The sequence below is a fragment of the Vibrio sp. HENC-03 genome (assembly GCF_000305755.2).
Lineage (GTDB): Bacteria > Pseudomonadota > Gammaproteobacteria > Enterobacterales > Vibrionaceae > Vibrio > Vibrio owensii.
On the sequence record NZ_JH976124.1, the window covers coordinates 470,911 to 492,501 of the forward strand.

The following is a 21,591-nucleotide window of genomic DNA, read 5'->3' on the forward strand; positions in this document are numbered from 1 at the left end:
ATGAAAAATAATTTTCATTCATCTAATAAACATTAAAAGTCGGCAATATAGATACCCAATACTCGTACCCTACAAAACAGAGTATTGGCCGCTACCCAACTTGATCTTATTCGATGGTTAAAGGAAAGCTTGGGGATCTAATAAAGGAAAAAACAATGGAAGCTACATCCAAGGCCGAAGCTCGAAAGCACAATCTTGCCTACATCGTTAGGATTTGTTGTATCGCTGCGCTCGGAGGCATCTTATTAGGTTACGACACTGCTGTTATCTCTGGCGCAATTGGTCCAATCCGCGAATACTTTGGATTGTCACCAGCTCAAACTGGCTGGGCTGTATCCAGCGTAGTATTAGGTAGTATCATCGGTGCGGTCAGCGCAGGCTGGGCTGCCCTAAAATACGGCCGACGCAACACCCTCTTTATCGCCGCCATCCTCTTCATTATTTCCGCTATCGGCTCCGCCCTCGCAACCGACTTCACCTTCTACACTGTTCTACGCATCGTCGGCGGGGTCGCCGTTGGCCTTGCTTGTGTGGTATCGCCAATGTACATGTCAGAAGTAGCGCCAAAAGATTATCGAGGTCGCGCGGTGAGCATGTTCCAGCAATCGGCAGTTATTGGCCAGACTGGTGTGTTCTACGTTAACTACCTCATCGCAAAAGGCATGTCAGAAGCTTGGCTAGTAGACATGGGCTGGCGTTGGATGCTCGGCTCAGAAGTGATTCCTGCCGCGCTTTTCGCAATGTTGTTGTTCCTCATCCCAGAATCCCCACGTTGGCTGGTATTAAAAGGCAAAGTCGCCGAAGCAAAAGCGACGCTCTCTCGAATTTCTAACCCGAAACACGCGGATCGTTTGATCAAAGAGATCCAAGAATCGTTAGTGGAAAGTCATGGTGCGAAGAAGAACAAGGTCAGCCTGCGCTCGCCATTGCTGTTCGCAATTTTGGTTATCGGTACGTTTGTCGCGGCAGCCCAGCAGCTAACCGGTATCAACGTGATCATGTACTACACTCCGGAGATCTTAAAACCAATCACAGGCTCTACTGAAAACGCGCTATTCCAAACGACATTCGTGGGTATCGTATTTATTGGTGGTAACGCCTTGGGTATGTACCTGATCGATAAAGTTGGCCGCTTGCCACTGATGAAATACGGCACCATTGGCTGTGCATTCGGTATGTTCATCGTTGGCTACGTGCTTTACCAGCAAACGGAAGGTTACGCGGCACTATTCGCACTGTGTCTGTACGTGGTGTCTTACGCAACATCTTGGGGCTGTGCATGTTGGACGATGATTTCAGAAATCTTCCCGAACAGTATCCGCTCTCGTGCCATGGCTATCGCAGTCGGTGCACAATGGTTTACTGGCTTTATCGTGACGCAGTCTTTCCCAATGCTCAATGAAAACGCCTACCTACAAGAGAACTTCAACGGTGCCTTTGCCTTCTGGTTGTTCGGTGTGTTGTCGCTGATTTGTATGTTCGTAGTCGTCAAGTATGTGCCTGAAACCAAAGGCGTCAGCTTGGAGAAAATGGAAGAAGCAATGGCGAAAAAACTGGGTAAAAAAGTATCTGGAACTGCGACTGAAGCACGTGCATAAGATAACTTAATGTTTTACAAAGGGAACAGGTGTTAGCACTTGTTCCCTTTTGCTTTTGGAGGCAAACCTCATGCTCGATAAAATGGCGTTCTTTGTCTACGTGATCCGCTCTGGGTCTATCTCCTCCGCCGCGCGTAAATTCAATATTTCGGTCTCCGCCGGAAGCCGCTGGCTGCAAGAACTGGAACAACACTTCGGTACTACACTATGCCGCCGCTCGAACCGATTATTGGAGGCCACTCAAGCAGGCCAAACCTTATATGAAGAGTTCTCTCCTCTTGTTGACAGTGCCGAGCGTATCAGCCGCAAATTAGAAGACTTCCAAGACAGCGAAAAAGGTCATATCAACATCGCGTGTACGCCCGTGTATGCCAATCACTACCTGATGGACAAAATCGCCGAGTATTCCAAGCTAAACCCAAAGGTGACCTTCAACATCAACGTCACTCCTTGGGCATTGGATCATGCCAGTACTTGTGACCTGATGATCAGCGCTAATGCTAGCTTTCAAGGCTACCGTGAAAAAGATTTATTACTGGTGAAACGCGAACTCATGCAGTGCCCGTTTATCGTCGTGGCTTCGCCGCAATACTTAGAAAAGCATGGCTTGCCTACGCATCCAGAAGCACTACGAGACCACGCTTGCTTGATTGCAACCACACTGACAGGCAGCAATGATTGGATCTTCCGCCAAGGAATGGAAAACATGGTGCTGAAAGTGCCAAAAACTATTGAAGTGAATGACAGTGACCTTTTACTAAGTGGCACCTTAAAGGGGGCAGGCGTCGCGTACTTACCACAATTTGTCACTACAGAAGCAGTAGATAAAGGCGAGTTAGTACCGCTATTGGAAGAGTATGAGACCAGTATTTGGAGTTTGAATCTGTATTACCATTCACCCAAAACTGCATCTCCAGTGGCAATAAAATTCAAAGAGTTTTTATTAGAAAAGCCTTGTTAGGACGGATTGGATCTAAAACCATAAAGTGCTAACGCCATCGAAAGTCAGCTTGGCGCCTGAAAGAAACAAGAACAGATAACAAAGCTGATAAATTCTTTCCTGACTGACGCGATGCAAAAGATACACACCCATCTTAACGCCAACAGGCGCGAGTGGAATCAACACTAGCGCAGTCATTAAGTTAGTCGAATCAAACTCACCAAGCCAAATGTAAGGCACGAGTTTCGCTACATTCACTATGCCGAACAATACCGCCATGGTCGCTATCAGGGTGATTTTAGGCAGCTTCAATGGGAGTAAATAAATACTCGCGGGACCACCACCAGCATGAATTGCTGTACTGGAAAAACCGCTCAGAGTGCTCCAAATCCAAGCACCTAACTTCCCTGATTGAGAGGGGGTTTCACCACTTAGCCAATACTGAAAACAGAACAGCAAAGACAGCACGCCAACGGTGATCTTCAACCCTGATTCTGGCGTGATACTCAGAAATAAGCCCGCTAATACCACGCCAAGCAAAGCCCCAGGCAACATGGTTTTAAGCACTCGAACATCGACATTTCGATAATGATGACGCACTGCAAAGGCATCCATTACCAGCAGAATGGGCAATAAAATCGCGGCGGCTTGTGTTGGCGGCACCACCAGCACCATCATAGGAACGGCCAAAATGCCCAGCGCCCCACCGAGCCCACCTTTACCAATGCCATAGATTAACACCGCAGGAATCGCCAAAAGATAGAACCAAGGATCGCTGAGCATCATCGTCACCTTTTTAGAATCGAATATCGAACTACGCCACAATCTGAGCGAGATAATCGCGACTGCGTTTTAAATCACGCGAAACCTGACTCACGTCTGCCGTACCGTGTTCATGCTCGACTACGATCCAACCTTGATAGTCGGCCGCTTTAAGTGCACTCATCACTTGTTGTAGCTTGATATCGCCATCCCCTAGTGGCGTAATCAGCCCTTTGCTGTAAGCATCGACCCACTCCAACTTATCGCGAATAGCTAACCTCAATTTATCCGTCGAGACATCTTTGACATGAATATGCTCGATGCGCGTTCCGTACTGACGGATAAGCCCCAGCGGATCCATTCCATCTAAAAACGCATGCCCGATATCGATGCAAAGTCCAAGCTTGTTCGCTGGAATCTGGCTCATGACAAAATCGATCTCGTCTTTATAACTGATGTAACCGCCGATGCCCGGATGAAGTAAACAGCGCAAACCATATTGGCTAGCTACGCTAATGATGCGTTCAAGGTTGCCAATCATGGTTCGTTTACTTTCCATTTTCAAACGCGGCGCAGTGACGCTTTGTCCGATATAGCCATAACGCTCTGCATGAATGCCTTCCATCACCAGCAAGTTCTTTACACCCAATGCATCCAAACGCTGACAAACGGTGTCGACTTCTTCCAAAATGGCTGGCATGTTTGCAGAATCGCAAAATGGCACTTGTACCTTGCCTGCGCACACCTGCAATCCACGTACGCGAAACGCACTTTTCAGCAGTTCAGGATCTTCAGGGAAGAAGCCATCCGGCCCCAATTCGATACCACGAAAGCCACTGTCACTCGCATCCATTAACACCTTTCCCCAGCTTGGGTTGGTCGCATGAGATGCCTCTTCCACTCCCCAGCAACATGGGGCGCAAGCAATACGATCAAGCATGTGTTTTTCTCCTAAGTTGATTTCCTTTCACCTTAAGATTGGTAAGGGTAAAAGTTCGTGATTTGCGCCTCGTTTGTACTTTGCATTTTCGCAAAGCGGCTTTGAATTCCTGGCTATATCGCGAGCACATCGCACTCCCTACACTGGTTGTGACAGAACGATTACGGAGTAAACAGCGGTATGGAACGAATCTTTATTGTGGCGGCAAAGCGCACCCCAATTGGCAGCTTTAATGGCTCGTTAGCGTCATTGTCCGGTGTGGAATTAGGCGCTCATGCCATCAAGGCAGCCTTGGAGCAAGTGGACATCGCCCCAGAACAGATCGACGAGGTGATTGTGGGCAACGTACTGACTGGAGGCGCAGGCATGGGACCGGGTCGCCAAGCCGCAATGAAGGCAGGCATTCCAGAATCCGTTCCGGCTTACACCCTCAATATGATTTGTGGCAGTGGTATGAAGGTCATCATGGACGGTGCAAGCCATATCAGAGCGGGCGATGCTGAGTTAGTGCTTACTTGCGGCATGGAGAGTATGTCTAACGCACCTTATGTCTCTTCTGGCCAGATTCGTCGCGGCTACCGCATGGGTCATCAACTCCAAGAAGACAGCATCATCAAAGATGGTTTGACGGATGCCTTCCACAACTACCACATGGGTGTTACGGCAGAAAACATCGCTAAGCAATTCCAAATCAGCCGAGAAGACCAAGATGCCTTTGCCTTACAAAGCCAACGTAAAGCCGTCAGCGCGATAGAAAATGGTCATTTTGAAGCGGAAATTGCGCCAATTACGATAGTGGATCGCAAACGCCAATTCGAAGTGAAGAACGACGAATATCCGAAAGCCGACAGCACCTTTGAGGGTCTACAAGCGCTGCGCCCTGCATTCGATAAAGAGGGCAGCGTTACCGCAGGCAATGCATCCGGTATTAACGATGGTGCATCCGCAATTTTGCTCGCTTCCGAAAGTGCAGTGAAACGCCATAACCTCAAGCCACTGGCGGAGCTCGTCGAATACGGACAAGGTGCTATCGCCCCAGAGGTGATGGGCTTAGGTCCGGTGTCTGCGATTGCCAATACCTTAGCCAAAGCCGAAATGGCGATTGAAGATATCGACGTGTTTGAGCTTAACGAAGCCTTTGCAGCGCAAGCGCTTGGCGTGGTTCGCTCCCTTACCGAGCAACACAATATCGATGAAGCATGGCTGCTAGAACGCAGTAACTTAAGTGGCGGTGCCATTGCACTGGGTCACCCAATCGGCGCATCCGGTAACCGCATTGTGACCACGTTGGTTTACCAACTGCAACGCACTCGCCGCGATTACGGTTTGGCATCACTTTGCATCGGCGGCGGCATGGGCACGGCGTTGATTTTAAAACGTTGCTAGAAGGAATCTCTCATGAACACGAAAAACATGAAAAAAGCAGCCACTACAGAGCAAATTGAAGACCTACTACACGATGGCATGACCATCATGATTGGTGGCTTTATGGCGACGGGAGCCCCAGAGCGTTTAATTGACTTGCTGATCAAAAAAGACATCAAAGACATTACCTTAATCAGTACCGACACAGGCTCACCCGGTCGTGGTTCTAGCCGACTTATCGCGGAAAAACGGGTGAAGAAACTGTATGCCTCACACATCGGCACCAACCCCGAGACTGGCAAGCAGATGAACGAAGGCACACTTGAAGTGGAGCTTGTTCCTCAAGGCACATTGGCAGAGCGCATTCGCAGTGCGGGCGCGGGTTTGGGTGGCGTACTAACACCAACCGGGCTTGGCACCATAGTCGCAGAAAACAAACGCGTGATTGAAGTCGATGGCAAACAATATCTCTTGGAAATGCCACTGAAAGCCGACTTAGCGCTGATTCGTGGCTCTAAAGTTGACCGTCGTGGCAACGTTTTCTACAGCAAAACCACCCAGAATTTTAACCCTTTAATGGCAACTGCGGCAGAAACCGTAGTGGTGGAGCCAGAGCAGATTGTGGAACTGGGCGACATTGAACCCGAAGCCGTGCATACCCCAAGTTTGTACGTCGATTACATCTTAGTGGAGGACAACTAATGACTGCACAATTAGATAAAGAAGTCGTTCGCCGCCGCATTGCATGGCGCGTTGCTCAAGAGATGCAAGATGGCGACATCGTTAACCTAGGGATCGGCCTACCAACGCTGGTTGCCAATGAAGTAGACAAAGACGTCGAGCTATTACTGCAAGCGGAAAATGGCTTAATTGGTATTGATAAACTCGCTTCTGAGGCAGAGGTCGACCCTGATCTGGTCAATGCCGGCGGACAGAACATCACAGCAATCGCGGGATCATGTTACTTTAACAGCGCCGACTCTTTTGCCATCATTCGCGGTGGCCACGTAGATTCAACCGTACTTGGTGCGCTGCAAGTGGATGAACGTGGCAATCTTGCCAACTGGATCATTCCGGGCAAAATGGTACCAGGAATGGGTGGTGCGATGGATCTTGTGGTCGGCGCAAAGAAAGTGATTGTTGCCATGGAACACACAGTGAAAGGCAACCCTAAACTGCTCAAGCATTGCACTTTACCGCTGACCGCCGTGGGTCAGGTGGATTTGATTGTTACCGAGATGGGCGTAATCGAAATTACCGAAAAAGGCATGATGCTAACCGAACTCGCACCGGAGTTTTCCGTTGAAGAGGTACAAGCAGCGACGGAAGCTCAACTGATTGTATCGCCTAACCTTATTCCAATGCCGACACCAAATTAACTCTAAATGCAAGAGGAGCAATATGCTCCTCTATTCATACTTTGATCATACTTCAAGTTTTTGTCAGGATTTTCTGAAACACATAATTTGCCCTTAAATTTTCGAAAATCGATGCGTAGAATCCCGCCCTGTTATGCGTATGGTTGAGTTGTACATAGGGTAAAAACCAATGAGATTGTTGTCTGGATTCTCGTCAAAAGAGTGGCTATTAACGGCTGTAATGCTCGGAGGCTTAACCGCGTATGCTGTTTATCACTCCAACCAACGAACTTCTGATGCCCGCACAGCCGCCATTCAAGTGATCTTCGCCGACATGCAGTATCACGTTTCTATTCTCAATCAGAATGCGAAAGCCTTTAAGCAAGACCACGGGGCCGACCAGTGCGTCTTAACCGCCGCTGGGTATCAAGAGTTTTACAATGGCTACCCAGAAACCCAAAGTGAATGCGGTGAGCAGGTCAGCTTCTTCGATAACCTAACCATTACCGATGAGATGAAACAGACAGATTTGGTCTTCATCGAGAACGACCAATACTCCATGGTTGGGTATGGCAACGACGAATCACCAGAAGCGCTGATGGCAGGCAAATGCTACGCCTACTACCGCATGGATGGCAAAGGCGCTGATGGACACAGCTTTAAGGTTGATACCTCTCGCTGTTAAGGCAGACTTAACGCTGTGTAGAACAGGTTATGGATATCAAAAAGGGAGCTAAGTGCTCCCTTTTTACGGCTTACAGCCTGAATTTACGCTTGGCTGAGTGTTACTTCTTCCAATGGGAAGTGCGCGCTAGGTTCAACGAACTCTTGCTGTGCTGCGATGGTTTGCAGTTCCCATTCGCCCGCTTGGTAAGTCGCGTTAAGTACGCCATAGCAAGCGTCGTGGCAGTGTTGGAACGCTTGTTTTGGCGTCCAACCTTTCAATAGACCAGCGGTAAAAATCGCCGAAATCAAATCGCCAGCGCCTACGGGTGCTTTAGCAAACTCAAAATGTGGACGCTTCGCTAGGTAAGTGCCTTCTGACGTCGCAAGTAGCATGTTGAAGCTGTCATCTGACAGGCAGTAAAGGTGCTTCACTAACACCACTTTAGGGCCTTTTGCTAGCGCACGCTGACAAGCGTTGATTGCGTCATCCAACGTGTGAATTTCCATCTCTGCAAATTGGCTTAGTTCGAACTGGTTAGGCACGATCACATCCGCCATTGGCATTAGACGATTCAACAAGTTTTCTGCGATACCCGGCGCAACAATACAGCCTTTGTCTGGCGCGCCCATCACTGGGTCACACACGTAAAGCGCTTCTGGATTCGCTTGTTTAACTTTAGTGACGGTATCTTCTACTGCCAGACATTGCTCAGCACTGCCTTGGTAGCCAGTCAGAACGGCTTGGCACTTCTCTAGCGCGCCAATATTGCCAAGACCACGAACTAATTCGCTGATGTCATCAGCCGAAAACGCACGACCCGTCCAGCCTTCTTGATACTGGGTGTGGTTAGAAAATTGAACCGTGTGAATAGGCCACACTTCGAAACCCATGCGTTGCATTGGGAAAACGGCACTGCTGTTACCAGCGTGACCAAAAGAAACATGAGATTGTATAGAGAGGATACCTTGCATAGTACCAGACCTCTTCTTGTTGTTATCAATAGTTCAAAGACAGCGGCGAGCGCCAGATTTGCGAAACCAGTAGTGTATCCGACAAACCAAGATTCTCTAACTCAATTCTAGCCTTCTTCACTGGAATCGCTTGGAGAGCTGGTTTTCAGTACCATTTTCTTAATTTCCATTTTGTCTTTATTGAGCGCAATTTCGAGGGTGTCCCCTTCCCTTATCCCGAGCTCGCTCAGGATCACGCTTGGAATGACTACGACGGTATCGTCACCGATCTTAACAGGTTGGCTAATCATCTTTCGTCCCCCAATTGTCGAAAATGAGTTTTCACGTTGTGAGTGGTGTTGTTTCCTTAACTTACTGAATGGATAAAAAGCAAAAGAGCCTTCCACACCGCGTATGGGAAGGCTCGATTGAAAAAACTAGTTCACGAGAGGTTCATGCTTAGAAGCAATCAGACCGTACGCACTCCAACCTAGGAAGGTAACGATTGAACCCCACATCATGGCTTCGTAGCCAGAGCCGTACAACGCATAGAAGCTGTAAAGAGAACCGACTAGCGCAATGATATTCGTTGTCTTCATTTCGCGCTCAGGCACGTGCGCCACTTGCTGCATGATGAAGATTGCGCCCATACATAGAATGTAAGGAATAACGTTCGTCACTACCGCAAGGTTAACCAGCGCTTCAAATTGCTCGTTCAATGTTGGCGAGATGGTCATCAAAGACAACACCGATTGGATAACCGTGATAGCCACCATACCTTTGATTGGTGTGCCGCGTTTATCAACTTGTGAGAACAGTTTCGGGAAGAAGCCTGCATCTGAAGATGATTTGAATACGGACGCGATAGTGAACTGCCAACCTAGTAATGAACCTGCACAAGCGAGAACGGCCATACCCGCAACCACTTTACCCGCCGTAGAACCTAGCATCACTGTCCATACTGTTGAGAATGGCGCTGTAGAAGCAGCAAGTTCAGAGTTCGCCACGATACCAGAACAGATGTTGGTTGAAACGATGTAAACCACTGCTGCAATCAGCGTACCGCCCAATACTGCGATTGGTACGTTCTTCTCTGGGTTTTCTACCGCTTCTGAGTTCGCACAAGCCGATTCAAGACCAAGGAACGCCCAAAGTGTCATTGCGATTGACGCACTTACTGCTTCACCAAATGGTAAGTGGTGTGGGTTCCACGCTTCTACGTACATAGTTGGGCTGAAGTAGAACCAACCAACAATACCCAAAGAACACACAGGAAGGATAACGCCCCAAACCGTAAACGAGCCGATTTGACCGGTGATCTTCGCACCACCAAAGTTAGCGAAGGTACAGATCCAAAGGATAGCGATGGTGTACAGACAGGTTTCGACTGGCGACAAGGTCACTTCGAAGAAAGCCGAGCCATAACCGACACAGGTAATCGCAATCGCAATGTTGGCAATCAACAATGACAAGCCGTAGGTCCAACCCGCCATAAACGCACCCGATTTACCAAACGCGTACGACGCATAACCGTTCATACCACCGTCACGTTTACTAAAGCGACCACATTTTGCGAACACATAAGCCAATGCCAATGAACCCGCCGCAGTAATCAGCCAAGATAGAATCGAAATCGTGCCCACTTGCGCCAGCTTACTTGGCAGCATAATGATGCCCGAGCCAGCCATGTTAATGAATGTCAGAATGGTGAGCTGCACCACCGACATTTTTTTGGTTTCAGTACTCATAAATTATTCTCCACGAATAAACGGTTCGCACCGCGACAACCAAGTCACGATGCGAACGGGGTAGATTAATCTTTAAGGGCGTAGCAATGGGCGGTAGTGCGGCCATTGACGTCTTCTAGGTACACACCTTGAATCTCTGGTGCGAAGCCTGGGAATCGGTTGATGCCTTCTTCTAGAGATAAGAAGTAATCGACCACTTGTTGAGTCCAGATTTCGCCCGTGATCACACAGATAATGCCTGGAGGGTAAGGAAGCGCACCTTCTGCTGCGACACGACCTACCGCTTCTTTCAGAGGTAAGTAATCACACTCGCCACGGAAGTATTTGCGTGTTGCCACATCTGGTTTGTGCACCATAGTTGGGAAGTATTCGCTACGGAACATCGCTTTTTGTAGCTGTTTCACATTCAGCTCTTTGTACATGTCATGCATTTCCTGACATAGCTGACGGATGGTGTAGCCGCGGTAGCGCTCTTTATTCGCCTCGTAAACGCGAGGAAGCACAATGTTTAGCGGCGCGTCATCACGAATGAATTTTTCGAAGCGGTTAATTTGCGCCACAAGATGACGGATCTTACCCATGTCCTCTGCTGGAGTGAGAAGGAACAAGATAGAGTTCAAGTCACACTTCTCAGGGATGATGCCGTTCTCACGTAGGAAGTTAGCCAATAACGTTGCAGGAATACCAAAGTCTGCGTAGCTACCATCTTCAGCAATTCCTGCTGTGGTGAGTAGCAATTTACATGGATCAACGAAGTACTGACCTTCGCCGTAACCTTCAAATTTATGCCAGCTTGCGTCTGGCTCGAACATGAAGAACTTCTTATTGGTTGCGATAAGATCGGTGTCGTAACTGCCCCATGGTTGACCATCCACTTGGTCAGGAATGAACGGACGAATCAACTCACAGCTTTTCAGGATTTCTTTACGTGCTTCGATACCCGTCTTAACCGCATCACGCCATAGGCGCAGACCCGCTTCACCATCGTGGATCTTCGCGTTCACATCCAATGCTGAGAACAGCGCGTAGAATGGCGAAGTGGACGCGTGCATCATAAACGCGTTGTTGAAGCGTTTATGGTTACAGTAACGAGCCTGACCTTTGATGTGGTGGTCTTTCTTGTGGATTTGCGAGGTTTGAGAGAAGCCAGCTTGTTGCTTGTGAACAGACTGAGTCACGATCACACCCGCATCTTCTGGTTTCAGATCCAGTAGCAGTGGAGAACAATCTTTCATCATAGGAATGAACTGCTCGTAACCCACCCATGCCGAGTCAAATAGGATGTAGTCACAAAGATGACCAATCTTATCCATCACGTAACGTGCGTTGTAGATGGTACCGTCGTAAGTACCCAATTGGATGATCGCAAGACGGAATGGACGTTCATCACGAGCACGCTCTGGTGACACTTTCGCGATTTGAGCACGGATGTATTCTTCATCAAAACAGTGCTCGTCCATACCACCGATAAAGCCCCAAGGGTTACGTGCCGTTTCTAGGTAAACTGGCATACCGCCCGCTTGGATCAATGCTCCGTGGTGGTTTGATTTGTGGTTGTTACGGTCAAACATCACCAAGTCACCTTCGGTCACTAACGCGTTACAAACCACTTTGTTTGAAGCCGAAGTACCGTTAAGTACGAAGTAGGTTTTGTCTGAGTTGAACACTTTTGCTGCGTGTGCTTGAGCTTGGTGAGCAGAACCTTCGTGGATCAGCAAGTCACCTAAATCAACGTCCGCGTTACACAAGTCACTACGGAATAGGTTTTCACCGAAGAAATCGTAGAACTGTTTACCTGCTGGGTGTTTTTTGAAGAACTGACCGCCTTGGTGTCCTGGACAGTCGAATGCAGAGTTGCCCATTTCCACGTAGTGAGTCAATTGTTTGAAGAAAGGTGGAAGTAGGCGACATTCGTATTTGGTGACAGCCTCATTGATTTGGCGACCGTAGTATTCGATTGACTGTCTTTCCAAATCGATAACGCCGGTTAACCATACGTAATCTTCTGCTGAAACTGGGTTTTCATCTGTGACTAAGAAAACCGGAATGCCATAACCCGTTTCAGAAATAATTTTGTGTAGACCAGCCTTAATATCTGCAGAAGTAATAATTGCAGCGCCAACGTCAGTTAATTCGACGTGCTCAAGTGGTTTTAAAGTTCGGTTAAATTGCTCATCCAAAGATTCAGACAATAAACTGAAGTCTTCTGGCATGTAATTACTAACACCGATAATTAAACGTTTCATTTGAAATATCTCTTATTTTTTCTGTAAAGACGACAAGCACAGATATTACAAGTGAAATTAATATTTAAAATTCAAAAAACAAATTTCGTGATTATTCGTTCATAATTAAAATTCTTATTTTCTCGAAATAAAATTTCGCGATCTTTATCACTTTCCTTTCGATAAGCCAATGATATTGAATTTTGGTTTAAATTGAATTCAGGTGAAGAATTATGTGACCTCACCAGTTATTATTAAAAAAGGAATCAAAAGAAAATAAAATTTTGCGATTTTCATCACTCTATATTTAATCACTTTGATTTAATAGATTAAATACAAACAATAACTACGCTTATATTTAACAATTTATAAACCATAAACAAAAAGCCATCAACATTTCTGCTAATGGCTTTTCACGTTATTGTTTTTTCTTTGGTGCTTTCTTCGATAAACGTAGAGAACCAATCTAATCAAACAAATGGCTATCGAGTTTAACGCCGTTATTTGACCACAATTGATACCGTTTCACCGCGTTACCTGACGAATACATGGTGTGCTTGCAGTCCATACATTCGACAAAATACAGGCCACTCATGCCAGCCATCACATGTAGCCTTCGGCTGTCACAGCGCTTACACGACAAGCGTTGCACCTTACTGTTTACATCGACACGGCGAGCAAAGTTAAGCGTTTCATGGGAACACAAGGCATCCATCGCACTGTCTTTAAACGGGTGCTCACTGAGCAAGTGATTGATGGCGTAATCGTACACCGGGGGAATCGATGTTTTGCCGTTCTCTATATTGGTTATCTTAGCAACGGAAACACCCAACAAAGATGCAAATTCCACTTTGCTGTATTCCAAGATAAACCTAGAAGAGATGAACTTATCTGCACTAATGATTCTCAACATACACAAATCTCTAATGGACATAAAAAGAGCATGACGTTGCCCCTTTATGTTGAAAAGGATAATAACAGGTTGCTTCTTACTGTATTTATACGCAGAGTGTGCGCTATTTTTATTTTTGGGTATATTGCGCTTAATTTAGTTAAAGATCAACAGACACTAATTGAAACCAAAAATAGAAATTAAGATTTAGTAATATAAAACTTAATACCAAATATTAGTTAAAGTAATGAGTATCATTATAAAAACAAAATTTAAGCTAACAAATTATTTTCATAGCTATAGTACGAGCTAATCAATAATAACGGATTGGAGCCTAATTCATGTATTAGCAGCAAGGGGGGATTTCCCTCTATTTATCGATTTATATAAGAATAGATTGGTGGCAAGTAAAATTCTGTTGAAGCTTTGCATAAAGATCACTCAACAATTATGCAAACGATAGAATAAATAAAAATTTGAGTGATAAAAAAGCCTCACGAATGAGGCTTGTTGAGATTCTGTGGCTGTAAAAAGTTTTGCGTAAAATCGAGCACTTCTTTGGAAGGTTGTTTCGGTGGAGGAGCAAACTCTTGTTGAACAGGCATCTCCGTTTCAAAGTTCAACTCTGGCGTATCACCGAGGAGGCTTGCTTCGTCATGATCTTCCTCACTGAGCAGCTCGTTTAGCTCCTCTTCACCAGGGAAGTAAACTTCACGCTTGTAGACCTTGTTCAATGCACGAATGATGGAATGCTTCTTCACAACACCAGACGCTAACTTTCTTTGTAGCGGCTTAGCAATTGATTGTAAGCCAACCACCACATCTACACCGATGTTGCTGGCAACCTCATCACGTACAACTCGCGCAGGCTCATAACCCATGTTCGCAGACAAGAACAACCAAACGTAAGCAATCGCGTTACCTGTTTTACCAGTGTCTTTCCAAGCTTCACCGGCATGATACATGGCCTCTGCACTGCCACATTCTGCTGCTCGTTCTAACCAGTAGCAGCCTTTTACCATGCTCTTTTCAGTACCAATGCCATTGAGGTAACAAAGGCCGACTTGGATTTTACCATCCGCACTGTCTTGTTCTGCGGCTTTCATAAACCAAAATAAGGCGTCTGCTCGCTGACCTGATGTATTTTCTGGTGATAACTGCCACTCACCCATATACAGCATGGCTGGAATGCAGCCTTCATCAGCAGCTTCTTCGATTAATTGGTGACCTTTGGGAATGTTTTTCTCTGTACCACGCCCAAATACGAGCGCTTTACCAGTGGCAAACTTTGCCTCAACATCCCCTTCTAAGCCCGCAATCGCCGTGCGCCAAAAGTTGGCTTGCTCTCTTAAGATCACGTCTTCACGCATGCGCTCTGCCAAACGAACGACACCGTACATGCCGGTAACGTTATCCAGTTTGGCGGCTTTGTCGTACCAATACAGAGCTTGCTTGATGTTTTCTCGTTCCGCTTCTTTTGCTAAATAAAGAATGGTCGGCACATGACCCGTTTCCGCCTTAAACGCACGTTCTTTACGTTCTTGCTCTCGCGCTTTTTGCATCGCCTTGCGATACGCCGCCTCGCGCGCTTTCCTCTCTGCCTCGAGACGTTGCTTTCGCATCGACAACGAGATCATCCAAACAAATATCAGGATGAGTGAAAGGCCAGTTGCTGCAATAGCAATGCCCATACTACTCATAAACCGCCTCTTTTAAATCGGGCCCATAAGGATTTCTCCTTCGACAGGAAAATCTTGTAAATTCGAATTTGGGTGTCAATACGTTCACGCAATGAAGCGCACACCGCCTCTATTATATAACGACCGTGTAAGTAAAATCTGAAGTTTACAAGTCATGAATGACGTCTTTTTATTCAATATCAACCAAACTTATTTTTAGTCGATAAATATCCCCCTTGTTTTTATAGAAATAAGTCACAGTTTTGGGGCTTAGACATTCTCATCCCCTATCATCCCCCCTTTCTCCTCCTATAAAAATTTACATCATTAGGCTGTGCTCGACATCTCACTATGCGACCGATTTATTATTTAATTTGTGAACAAAATCTACTGTGATAGAAAATTTTCACTTGTAAAAAACTTAACGGCCTGCTCTCACATTTTGCTGATAGTTCAGTGTATTAGCATCTAGTTGAACATTTCCTTTTCGGCATTTTGCCAATCTATTATCAATTCAATAACAATGGATTTGTAAACGTGGACAATAAAACATTTAAATTATCAGCGATCGCCAAAACCGTTCTGCCTTTGATTTCCGTAGCGGTTATCAGCGGTTGTGGCAGTGATAGCTCTAGCGATGACACAACGAACCCGGGCTCTGGCCTACACCCTGCGGGAGAGAACGAAGTTGTCATCTATTACAAACGTGACGTAGCATCAGCTTCAACAGCAAGCGACTACGAAGGTTGGGGTCTGCACCTTTGGAATGGTGAAGGCTGTACCAGTACTGACCTAGAAGCAATGGGTATTGCTGACGGTGGTACAGACTGGGCATCACCACTTCCATTCGATGGCATCAGCGACACTTACGGTGCGTACTACGTGCTTAAAGTCGATCCAGATGCGTCTGACCCACACAACTGTATGAACTTCATCCTGCACAAAGGTGACGAAAAAGCCTTCGGCAGCGCAAACTCTAAAGTGGAACTGACCAAGCTAGGTGAATCACAAGGTCTATTCGGCTTCCACGGCAGCAGCGAGCTTTACTACGAGCCAATCGAAGAACGTCCAGTAGACATCGATGGCCAAAAAGCCCATTGGTTAGACGCTGAAACCATCGCTTGGGAAGCGGCAGGTAGTGCTGACTCAATGAAGCTTTACTACAGCTTGACCAATGACATCAAGATGGATGAAGACAAGCAAATCACTGGCGGTACAGCGGTTGAGCTGACAAAAGCTGGCGACTTGTCTGATGAACTAAAAGAGCGTTTCCGTCACCTTGCTAGCCTTCAAGCTGCGGGTATCGACGTGAATGCAGAGACACTACGTACGATTTTGAAATCACAAATCGTAATGGTCGCTTACAATGCCGATGGCGATGTGACTTCAGCTACTGAAGTACAAAAACCAGGCGTGCTTGATGCCGTATTTGCAGATGAAGATGCAGGTAATGCAATCAGTGAAGAATTGGGCGCAATTGTTGAAGGTAGCGCGGCAACATTCAAACTTTGGGCACCAACAGCGCAAGACGTTGACCTAATCATCTACGATGCGAACTTTGCGGAAGAAGCGACAGTTGCAATGACTGAGAACCCAGAAACAGGTATCTGGGAATCGGAAGCGCAAGGCAACGTACTGAACAAGTTCTACCGTTACCAAGTGAAGGTTTACCACCCGACGACTGGTGTTGTTGAAACTCGCCTAGTGACTGACCCTTACTCGCTAAGTTTGTCGCAAAACTCAATATACTCACAAGTTGTCGATCTAGACAGCGCTGCGTTGAAACCAGCAGAGTGGGATAACTACGACCGCCCAACGGTTGCAAAAGATGAAGACCACGTTCTTTACGAATCACATCTTCGTGACTTCAGCTTTAGCGATACTAAAGGCACGCAATCTCTAAACGGTAAGTACCTTGCACTGACAGAGCCTGAGCGTGAGTCGGTTACTCACCTTCAAGCTCTGAAAGACGCAGGTCTAACGACACTTCACATTCTGCCAGCGTTCGATATTGCAACGGTTGACGAAAACGCAGCAAACCGCGTTGATATCACAGATACCGTAGGCAAGCTATGTGGCATCAAACCAGCGGCTTCAATCTGTGAAACAGAAGACGACGCTAAAATCATTGAAGATGTACTAAACAGCTACGATCCAGCAACGGGTGCTGCACAAGCACTGATGAACGATCTACGCATGCTAGACAGCTTCAACTGGGGTTACGACCCATTCCACTACACTGTGCCAGAAGGCAGCTACGCGACCGATCCAAACGGTTCTAAACGTATCCTTGAATTCCGTGAAATGGTTCAAGCGACACACAAAATGGATCTGAAGCTGGTTATGGACGTGGTGTACAACCACACTAACGCATCGGGCGTAAACGAAAAATCTGTCCTAGATAAGATCGTCCCAGGATACTACCACCGTCTGAATGTGAACACGGGTGGCGTTGAGAACTCAACTTGTTGTGACAACACAGCAACTGAGAACTTGATGATGGGTAAACTGATGGTTGACTCATTGCTTGTGTGGGCGGACGACTACAAAGTTGACGGCTTCCGTTTTGACTTGATGGCACACCAACCAAAAGACTTGATGGAATACGCTCTGAAGCGCGTTAAAGCAGTCGATGAAAACACGCTATTCTACGGTGAAGGTTGGGACTTCGGTGAAGTAGCAAACAACGCTCGCTTCGACCAAGCTACACAAATCAACATGGCGGGCACTGGCATCGGTACCTTCTCTGACCGTCTACGTGACGCGGTTCGTGGTGGTAGCCCATTCGATGGCGGTGTGGACTCTGAAGGTAAGCACCCACTTCGCTTTAACCAAGGTTTTGGTAACGCAGGTTACCCGAACGAAGAAACGAAGACAGACGCAGAAGCGGTAAACGGTCGTCTACACAACCAAGACTTAGTACGTCTAGGTATGGCAGGTAACCTAGCAGAATTCGTTCTTCTAGACTTCGAAGGTGAGACTAAACTTGGTAAGAACGTAGACTACAACGGTGCGCCAGCGGGTTACACTAAGATCCCTTCTGAGAACATCTCTTACGTATCTAAGCACGATAACCAAACGCTATGGGACAACAACGCGTACAAGATCGCGACTGGCACTTCATCTGCTGACCGCGCACGTATGCAAACTGTGTCTCTATCTACGGTAATGCTTGGTCAAGGTATCCCATTCATTCACATGGGTTCTGAGCTACTGCGTTCGAAATCAATGCAGCGTGACTCTTACGATTCAGGTGACTGGTTCAACCGCGTTTACTTCGACGGTAGCGACAACAACTGGAACGTCGGTCTACCTCGTGAAGACAAAGACGGCGCAAACTGGGAGTTGATCAAAACTATCGTTGCTGACAGCACTGCGATGCCAAACACTGACGATATCGAGCTAACTAAGCAACAATTCCTAGAACTACTGACTATTCGTAGCTCAAGCGAACTGTTCCGTTTAGATACTGCTCAAGAAGTCATGAACCGCGTTGACTTCCGCAACGTAGGCAAAGACCAAGTAGAAGGCTTGATCGTCATGTCTATTGATGACGGTGTATCAGCAGGTAAAGATCTCGACGCGAACTACGATGCAATCGTGGCTGTAGTGAACTCAACATCAGAAACGAAATCGTTCAAAGTTGAAGGTGCGACTGGCTTCGAACTGCATGAAGTTCAAAAAGACTCTGCAGATAGCCGTGTGAAAGGCGCAAGCTTCTCAGGCGAAACCTTTACGGTTCCAGCATTAACAACAGCTGTATTTGTTCAACCACAAAACGGCGCTCAAGGTGCAGGTCTACCAGTAAACACTGACAACAAAGACGTATCGAGCATTCCTCCTTACGGTGAAACCAAAGTTTATGTTCGTGGTGACATGAACGGTTGGAATCCATCAGAAGAATGGGAAATGTCATTCCTTGGCAACGGTATGTACTCGGTAACGGGTGTACTTGAAGCAGGTGATTACGGCTTTAAGTTTGCTGATGATAGCTGGGGTACACCAAACTTTGGCTGTGATTACGTAGAACAAGCTTCTGGATCTCTAGACTTGGGTACTGAGGGTAACTGTGCATTGTCCGTTACTGAAACAGGCAAATACACTTTCGTTCTAAATGCAATTCATGAGCAAAGCGATTCAGCTGACAAACCAGTTGTTTCTGTAACGAAAGCAGCAGACGCTCCAACGTTCGGTGAAACTTCACTGTTCCTACGCGGCACAATCACGACTTGGGATACTCCAGCTGAGACCTCAAGTGCGAAATTCACTTACGTAGCAGCAGATGTTTACTCGCTAGATATTGACCTAGCAGCAGGCAGCTACGAAATGAAGATCGCAAGTGCAGATTGGGCTGATGCAACCAACTTTGGTGGCGAAGGCAGTGTTGAGCTAGACACAGCCGTTACTATGGATGCAGGTGGTTCAAGTGCGAACCTTAAGATCACGATTGCAGAAGCAGGAAACTACAACTTCCACTTCAACGCAGCAGATAAAGCAGCGCCAATCGTGACAGTGACTAAGAACTAAAAACAGTAGGCGCAATCATGTGCTAGCTTGGGGAGGGTAAAACCTCCCCTTTTTTTTGTGCCTGTAAAACGGTATTAAAAAGCCGCTCGAACAGTGACGATGGCGGCTTTGTTGTTTCTAACGATTTGCTTTAGCTATGGGGTTAGTTGCCCCAAATGATCTCTACAAACTCAGGGTGATCCACAAACGGGTTGCGGTTACCTTGGAATTCAAACACCGCTTGGTTACGGCTGATCTCTTTCGCGCTGACAGGATCGTTTTTGTGCCAACGTTTCAACATGTTCAGCATCCATGGTTCAAAGACGGTCGTTTTCGTGCCGTTCAATACCGCGTCAGAGTTGCTAGAGTTGCTTTCCCAGTTGCCAATGACGTTTTCATAGCGCGTCGCCATGTAGAAATACGCACGAGCAAAATCACCTTTGAACTCATCAATAGGCTCAAATACCGTTCCTGAATAGCCCAAAGTAGAGCTTGCTGAACCAACTTTTGAGCCATTGCTAGATACGTAAGTGCTGTGACCCACTTCACCAAATGGCCAGTTGCTGCGCTTCGCATTCACATAGCCATCGGTTGCAAATAGGTGGTGACCATCCGAGTTCATCGGTTCAACCTTGCCACCAAACCAGCTCTTAGGGAATGAGTGTTCACGGTTGTAGCAATCGCCTTCCGTTTTGTATTGGCCACATTGGTCAGTGACCTTGGTAAAGCTCACCGTATCGCTGCCAGATGGTTTTTCAGAATACATATCGAGAATGGAGCCATCTTTCTCGTAGTAGTTATCTAAATCTGCGTCTTTCACTAAGGTCCAAATCGCTGAGTAGCCGCGTCCTGTGTGATCCTTGATGATGTTAAACAGCGCTGTTTTCAACTCAAAACCTGTTTTGCCTTCTGCGGCTTTATAGTACTCACCCACAACAGGCGGAGGCGTCGTTGAACCGCCAAGAGTAAAGCTTGTGGTTTGAGATTTCGTGAATTCACCACCAGACGCTAATGTGGTTTGGCCAAACATTAAGGCGTATGAGCCACTGCCGTTGCCGCAACAAATGCCATCACCATAACTGTCACTGATCGTAAACTGGTAATCGCCGTTCGCTAAGCACATGGTTTTCTCGTAAGTTTTCGAAGATTCAAAACCTTGGCCAGAAAACAACACTTGCGATTGGCTATCCTTCAGTTCCCAGCTGGTTTCTGAGCCATAGCTATCGGTGTTCAATGTCAGTAACACTTCGTTGTCATTACAGCTTTCTACCGGTGGCTGAGTACCACCATTTTGGTTTGGCTGAAAGTTATCGACATAAACGACTTCAGAGCCGTCAAAGCCCGATTCATCATAAAAGCGTAACCCGACATTGATCGTTTTGTTTGATGATGCAGTGTAACTGTGCGTGAGTTGTTGCCACTGATTGGTTTGCTGAGGGCTAGAGTAGCTGTGGTATCCATCAACCACCAAACGCGCTTTAACATTACCTTCTGTATGATAAACCGCGACAGAAAATGGGTAGGTTTTCCCTTGCTCCACATTAATGGTTTGCAAAAAGTCGGTGTTGCTTTGGGTACCTGTATTTAAGATAACTTGAGCCGCAAGACCACCAGATTGGTGCGGGTCACTGGTCGGTGAAACAGCAATACCGGAATCAATCACAGACCACTGCGTTGGTGCATTACCATTCCACTGTTCAAAGTCTCCATTCAAGACCTCAGCATAGGCGATCGGAGAGCAAATGAGAGGTAAGAGACAGAGGGGTTTCGTTATGGATTTCATTATAATTTTCCATTAGTTATATAAATCCCCAAAAAGATAAACATAACAATTACACATGAGTAAGTCATAAATCACAGTTTGACGTTGCATGAATGTGAATATTCTCATTATCGTGCAGCACATCTCACAAACTGCATACTGTTTCTTTCACCTGTTCAACGTCGGTTGTGCGATAAAA

At 46.7% G+C, this 21,591-nt stretch carries 16 protein-coding genes; 7 read left to right on the forward strand and 9 right to left on the reverse strand.

All coding sequences use genetic code 11. The features are described from left to right. The first annotated feature begins 155 nt into the window (after positions 1-155). Together VCHENC03_RS10295 and VCHENC03_RS10290 are read left to right on the forward strand one after the other, a co-directional pair. Positions 156-1,598, forward strand: a complete 1,443-nt coding sequence (locus tag VCHENC03_RS10295) for a sugar porter family MFS transporter (protein ID WP_005437831.1) — start codon at positions 156-158, stop codon at positions 1,596-1,598. A gap of 70 nt (positions 1,599-1,668) precedes the next feature. After that, the gene (locus VCHENC03_RS10290; protein ID WP_009706518.1) at positions 1,669-2,559 is read left to right on the forward strand and encodes a LysR family transcriptional regulator; all 891 of its coding nucleotides are present in this window, start codon (positions 1,669-1,671) and stop codon (positions 2,557-2,559) included. 12 nt (positions 2,560-2,571) lie between these two features. On the opposite strand, the gene VCHENC03_RS10285 is transcribed toward VCHENC03_RS10290, so the two are convergent. Both VCHENC03_RS10285 and VCHENC03_RS10280 read right to left on the reverse strand, forming a co-directional pair. Continuing rightward, on the reverse strand, positions 2,572-3,321 hold the full coding sequence (locus tag VCHENC03_RS10285; protein ID WP_009706519.1) for a sulfite exporter TauE/SafE family protein: 750 nt from the start codon (positions 3,319-3,321) through the stop codon (positions 2,572-2,574). A 31-nt stretch (positions 3,322-3,352) separates the two neighbouring features. Further along, positions 3,353-4,240 carry a TIM barrel protein gene (locus tag VCHENC03_RS10280; RefSeq protein WP_009706520.1) on the reverse strand — a complete coding sequence of 296 codons (888 nt, stop codon included), beginning with the start codon at positions 4,238-4,240 and terminating at the stop codon, positions 3,353-3,355. A 180-nt stretch (positions 4,241-4,420) separates the two neighbouring features. On the opposite strand from VCHENC03_RS10280, the gene VCHENC03_RS10275 reads away from it, so the two are divergent. The 4 genes from VCHENC03_RS10275 to VCHENC03_RS10260 all read left to right on the forward strand — a co-directional run bounded on the left by VCHENC03_RS10275 (position 4,421) and on the right by VCHENC03_RS10260 (position 7,648). Beyond that, entirely contained in the window at positions 4,421-5,626 is a 1,206-nt protein-coding gene (locus VCHENC03_RS10275; protein ID WP_009706521.1) for an acetyl-CoA C-acetyltransferase, read from the forward strand. A gap of 27 nt (positions 5,627-5,653) precedes the next feature. Then, positions 5,654-6,307, forward strand: coding sequence for a CoA transferase subunit A (locus tag VCHENC03_RS10270; protein ID WP_009706522.1), 654 nt, complete (start codon positions 5,654-5,656; stop codon positions 6,305-6,307). Further along, positions 6,307-6,984 (forward strand): 3-oxoacid CoA-transferase subunit B, encoded by a 678-nt coding sequence (locus VCHENC03_RS10265; RefSeq protein WP_009706523.1) that lies wholly within the window; start codon positions 6,307-6,309, stop codon positions 6,982-6,984. The genes VCHENC03_RS10270 and VCHENC03_RS10265 overlap by 1 nt, the downstream gene beginning before the upstream one ends. Positions 6,985-7,153: 169 nt before the next feature. Then, entirely contained in the window at positions 7,154-7,648 is a 495-nt protein-coding gene (locus VCHENC03_RS10260) for a hypothetical protein (RefSeq protein ID WP_009706524.1), read from the forward strand. Between the two features lie 83 nt (positions 7,649-7,731). Here VCHENC03_RS10260 and pdxY read toward each other — a convergent pair whose 3' ends face one another. From pdxY to VCHENC03_RS10230, 6 genes are all read right to left on the reverse strand, one after another. Then, positions 7,732-8,601, reverse strand: coding sequence for a pyridoxal kinase PdxY (gene pdxY, locus VCHENC03_RS10255; RefSeq protein WP_009706525.1), 870 nt, complete (start codon positions 8,599-8,601; stop codon positions 7,732-7,734). Positions 8,602-8,708: 107 nt separating this feature from the next. Continuing rightward, positions 8,709-8,891: an AbrB/MazE/SpoVT family DNA-binding domain-containing protein gene (locus tag VCHENC03_RS10250; RefSeq protein WP_009706526.1), complete on the reverse strand. Its 183-nt coding sequence runs from the start codon at positions 8,889-8,891 to the stop codon at positions 8,709-8,711. A gap of 126 nt (positions 8,892-9,017) precedes the next feature. Then, entirely contained in the window at positions 9,018-10,328 is a 1,311-nt protein-coding gene (potE, locus tag VCHENC03_RS10245; RefSeq protein WP_005437812.1) for a putrescine-ornithine antiporter, read from the reverse strand. A gap of 65 nt (positions 10,329-10,393) precedes the next feature. Further along, positions 10,394-12,574, reverse strand: a complete 2,181-nt coding sequence (gene speF, locus VCHENC03_RS10240; protein WP_005429232.1) for an ornithine decarboxylase SpeF — start codon at positions 12,572-12,574, stop codon at positions 10,394-10,396. Positions 12,575-13,019: 445 nt separating this feature from the next. After that, positions 13,020-13,466 (reverse strand): helix-turn-helix domain-containing protein, encoded by a 447-nt coding sequence (locus tag VCHENC03_RS10235; RefSeq protein ID WP_009706527.1) that lies wholly within the window; start codon positions 13,464-13,466, stop codon positions 13,020-13,022. A 473-nt stretch (positions 13,467-13,939) separates the two neighbouring features. After that, the gene (locus VCHENC03_RS10230; protein ID WP_032802802.1) at positions 13,940-15,145 is read right to left on the reverse strand and encodes a tetratricopeptide repeat protein; all 1,206 of its coding nucleotides are present in this window, start codon (positions 15,143-15,145) and stop codon (positions 13,940-13,942) included. A 516-nt stretch (positions 15,146-15,661) separates the two neighbouring features. Here VCHENC03_RS10230 and pulA point away from each other — a divergent pair. Further along, the gene (pulA, locus tag VCHENC03_RS10225) at positions 15,662-19,651 is read left to right on the forward strand and encodes a pullulanase-type alpha-1,6-glucosidase (protein WP_009706529.1); all 3,990 of its coding nucleotides are present in this window, start codon (positions 15,662-15,664) and stop codon (positions 19,649-19,651) included. A 142-nt stretch (positions 19,652-19,793) separates the two neighbouring features. Here pulA and VCHENC03_RS10220 read toward each other — a convergent pair whose 3' ends face one another. Beyond that, on the reverse strand, positions 19,794-21,413 hold the full coding sequence (locus tag VCHENC03_RS10220; protein ID WP_032802803.1) for an endonuclease: 1,620 nt from the start codon (positions 21,411-21,413) through the stop codon (positions 19,794-19,796). Between the last annotated feature and the right edge of the window lie 178 nt (positions 21,414-21,591).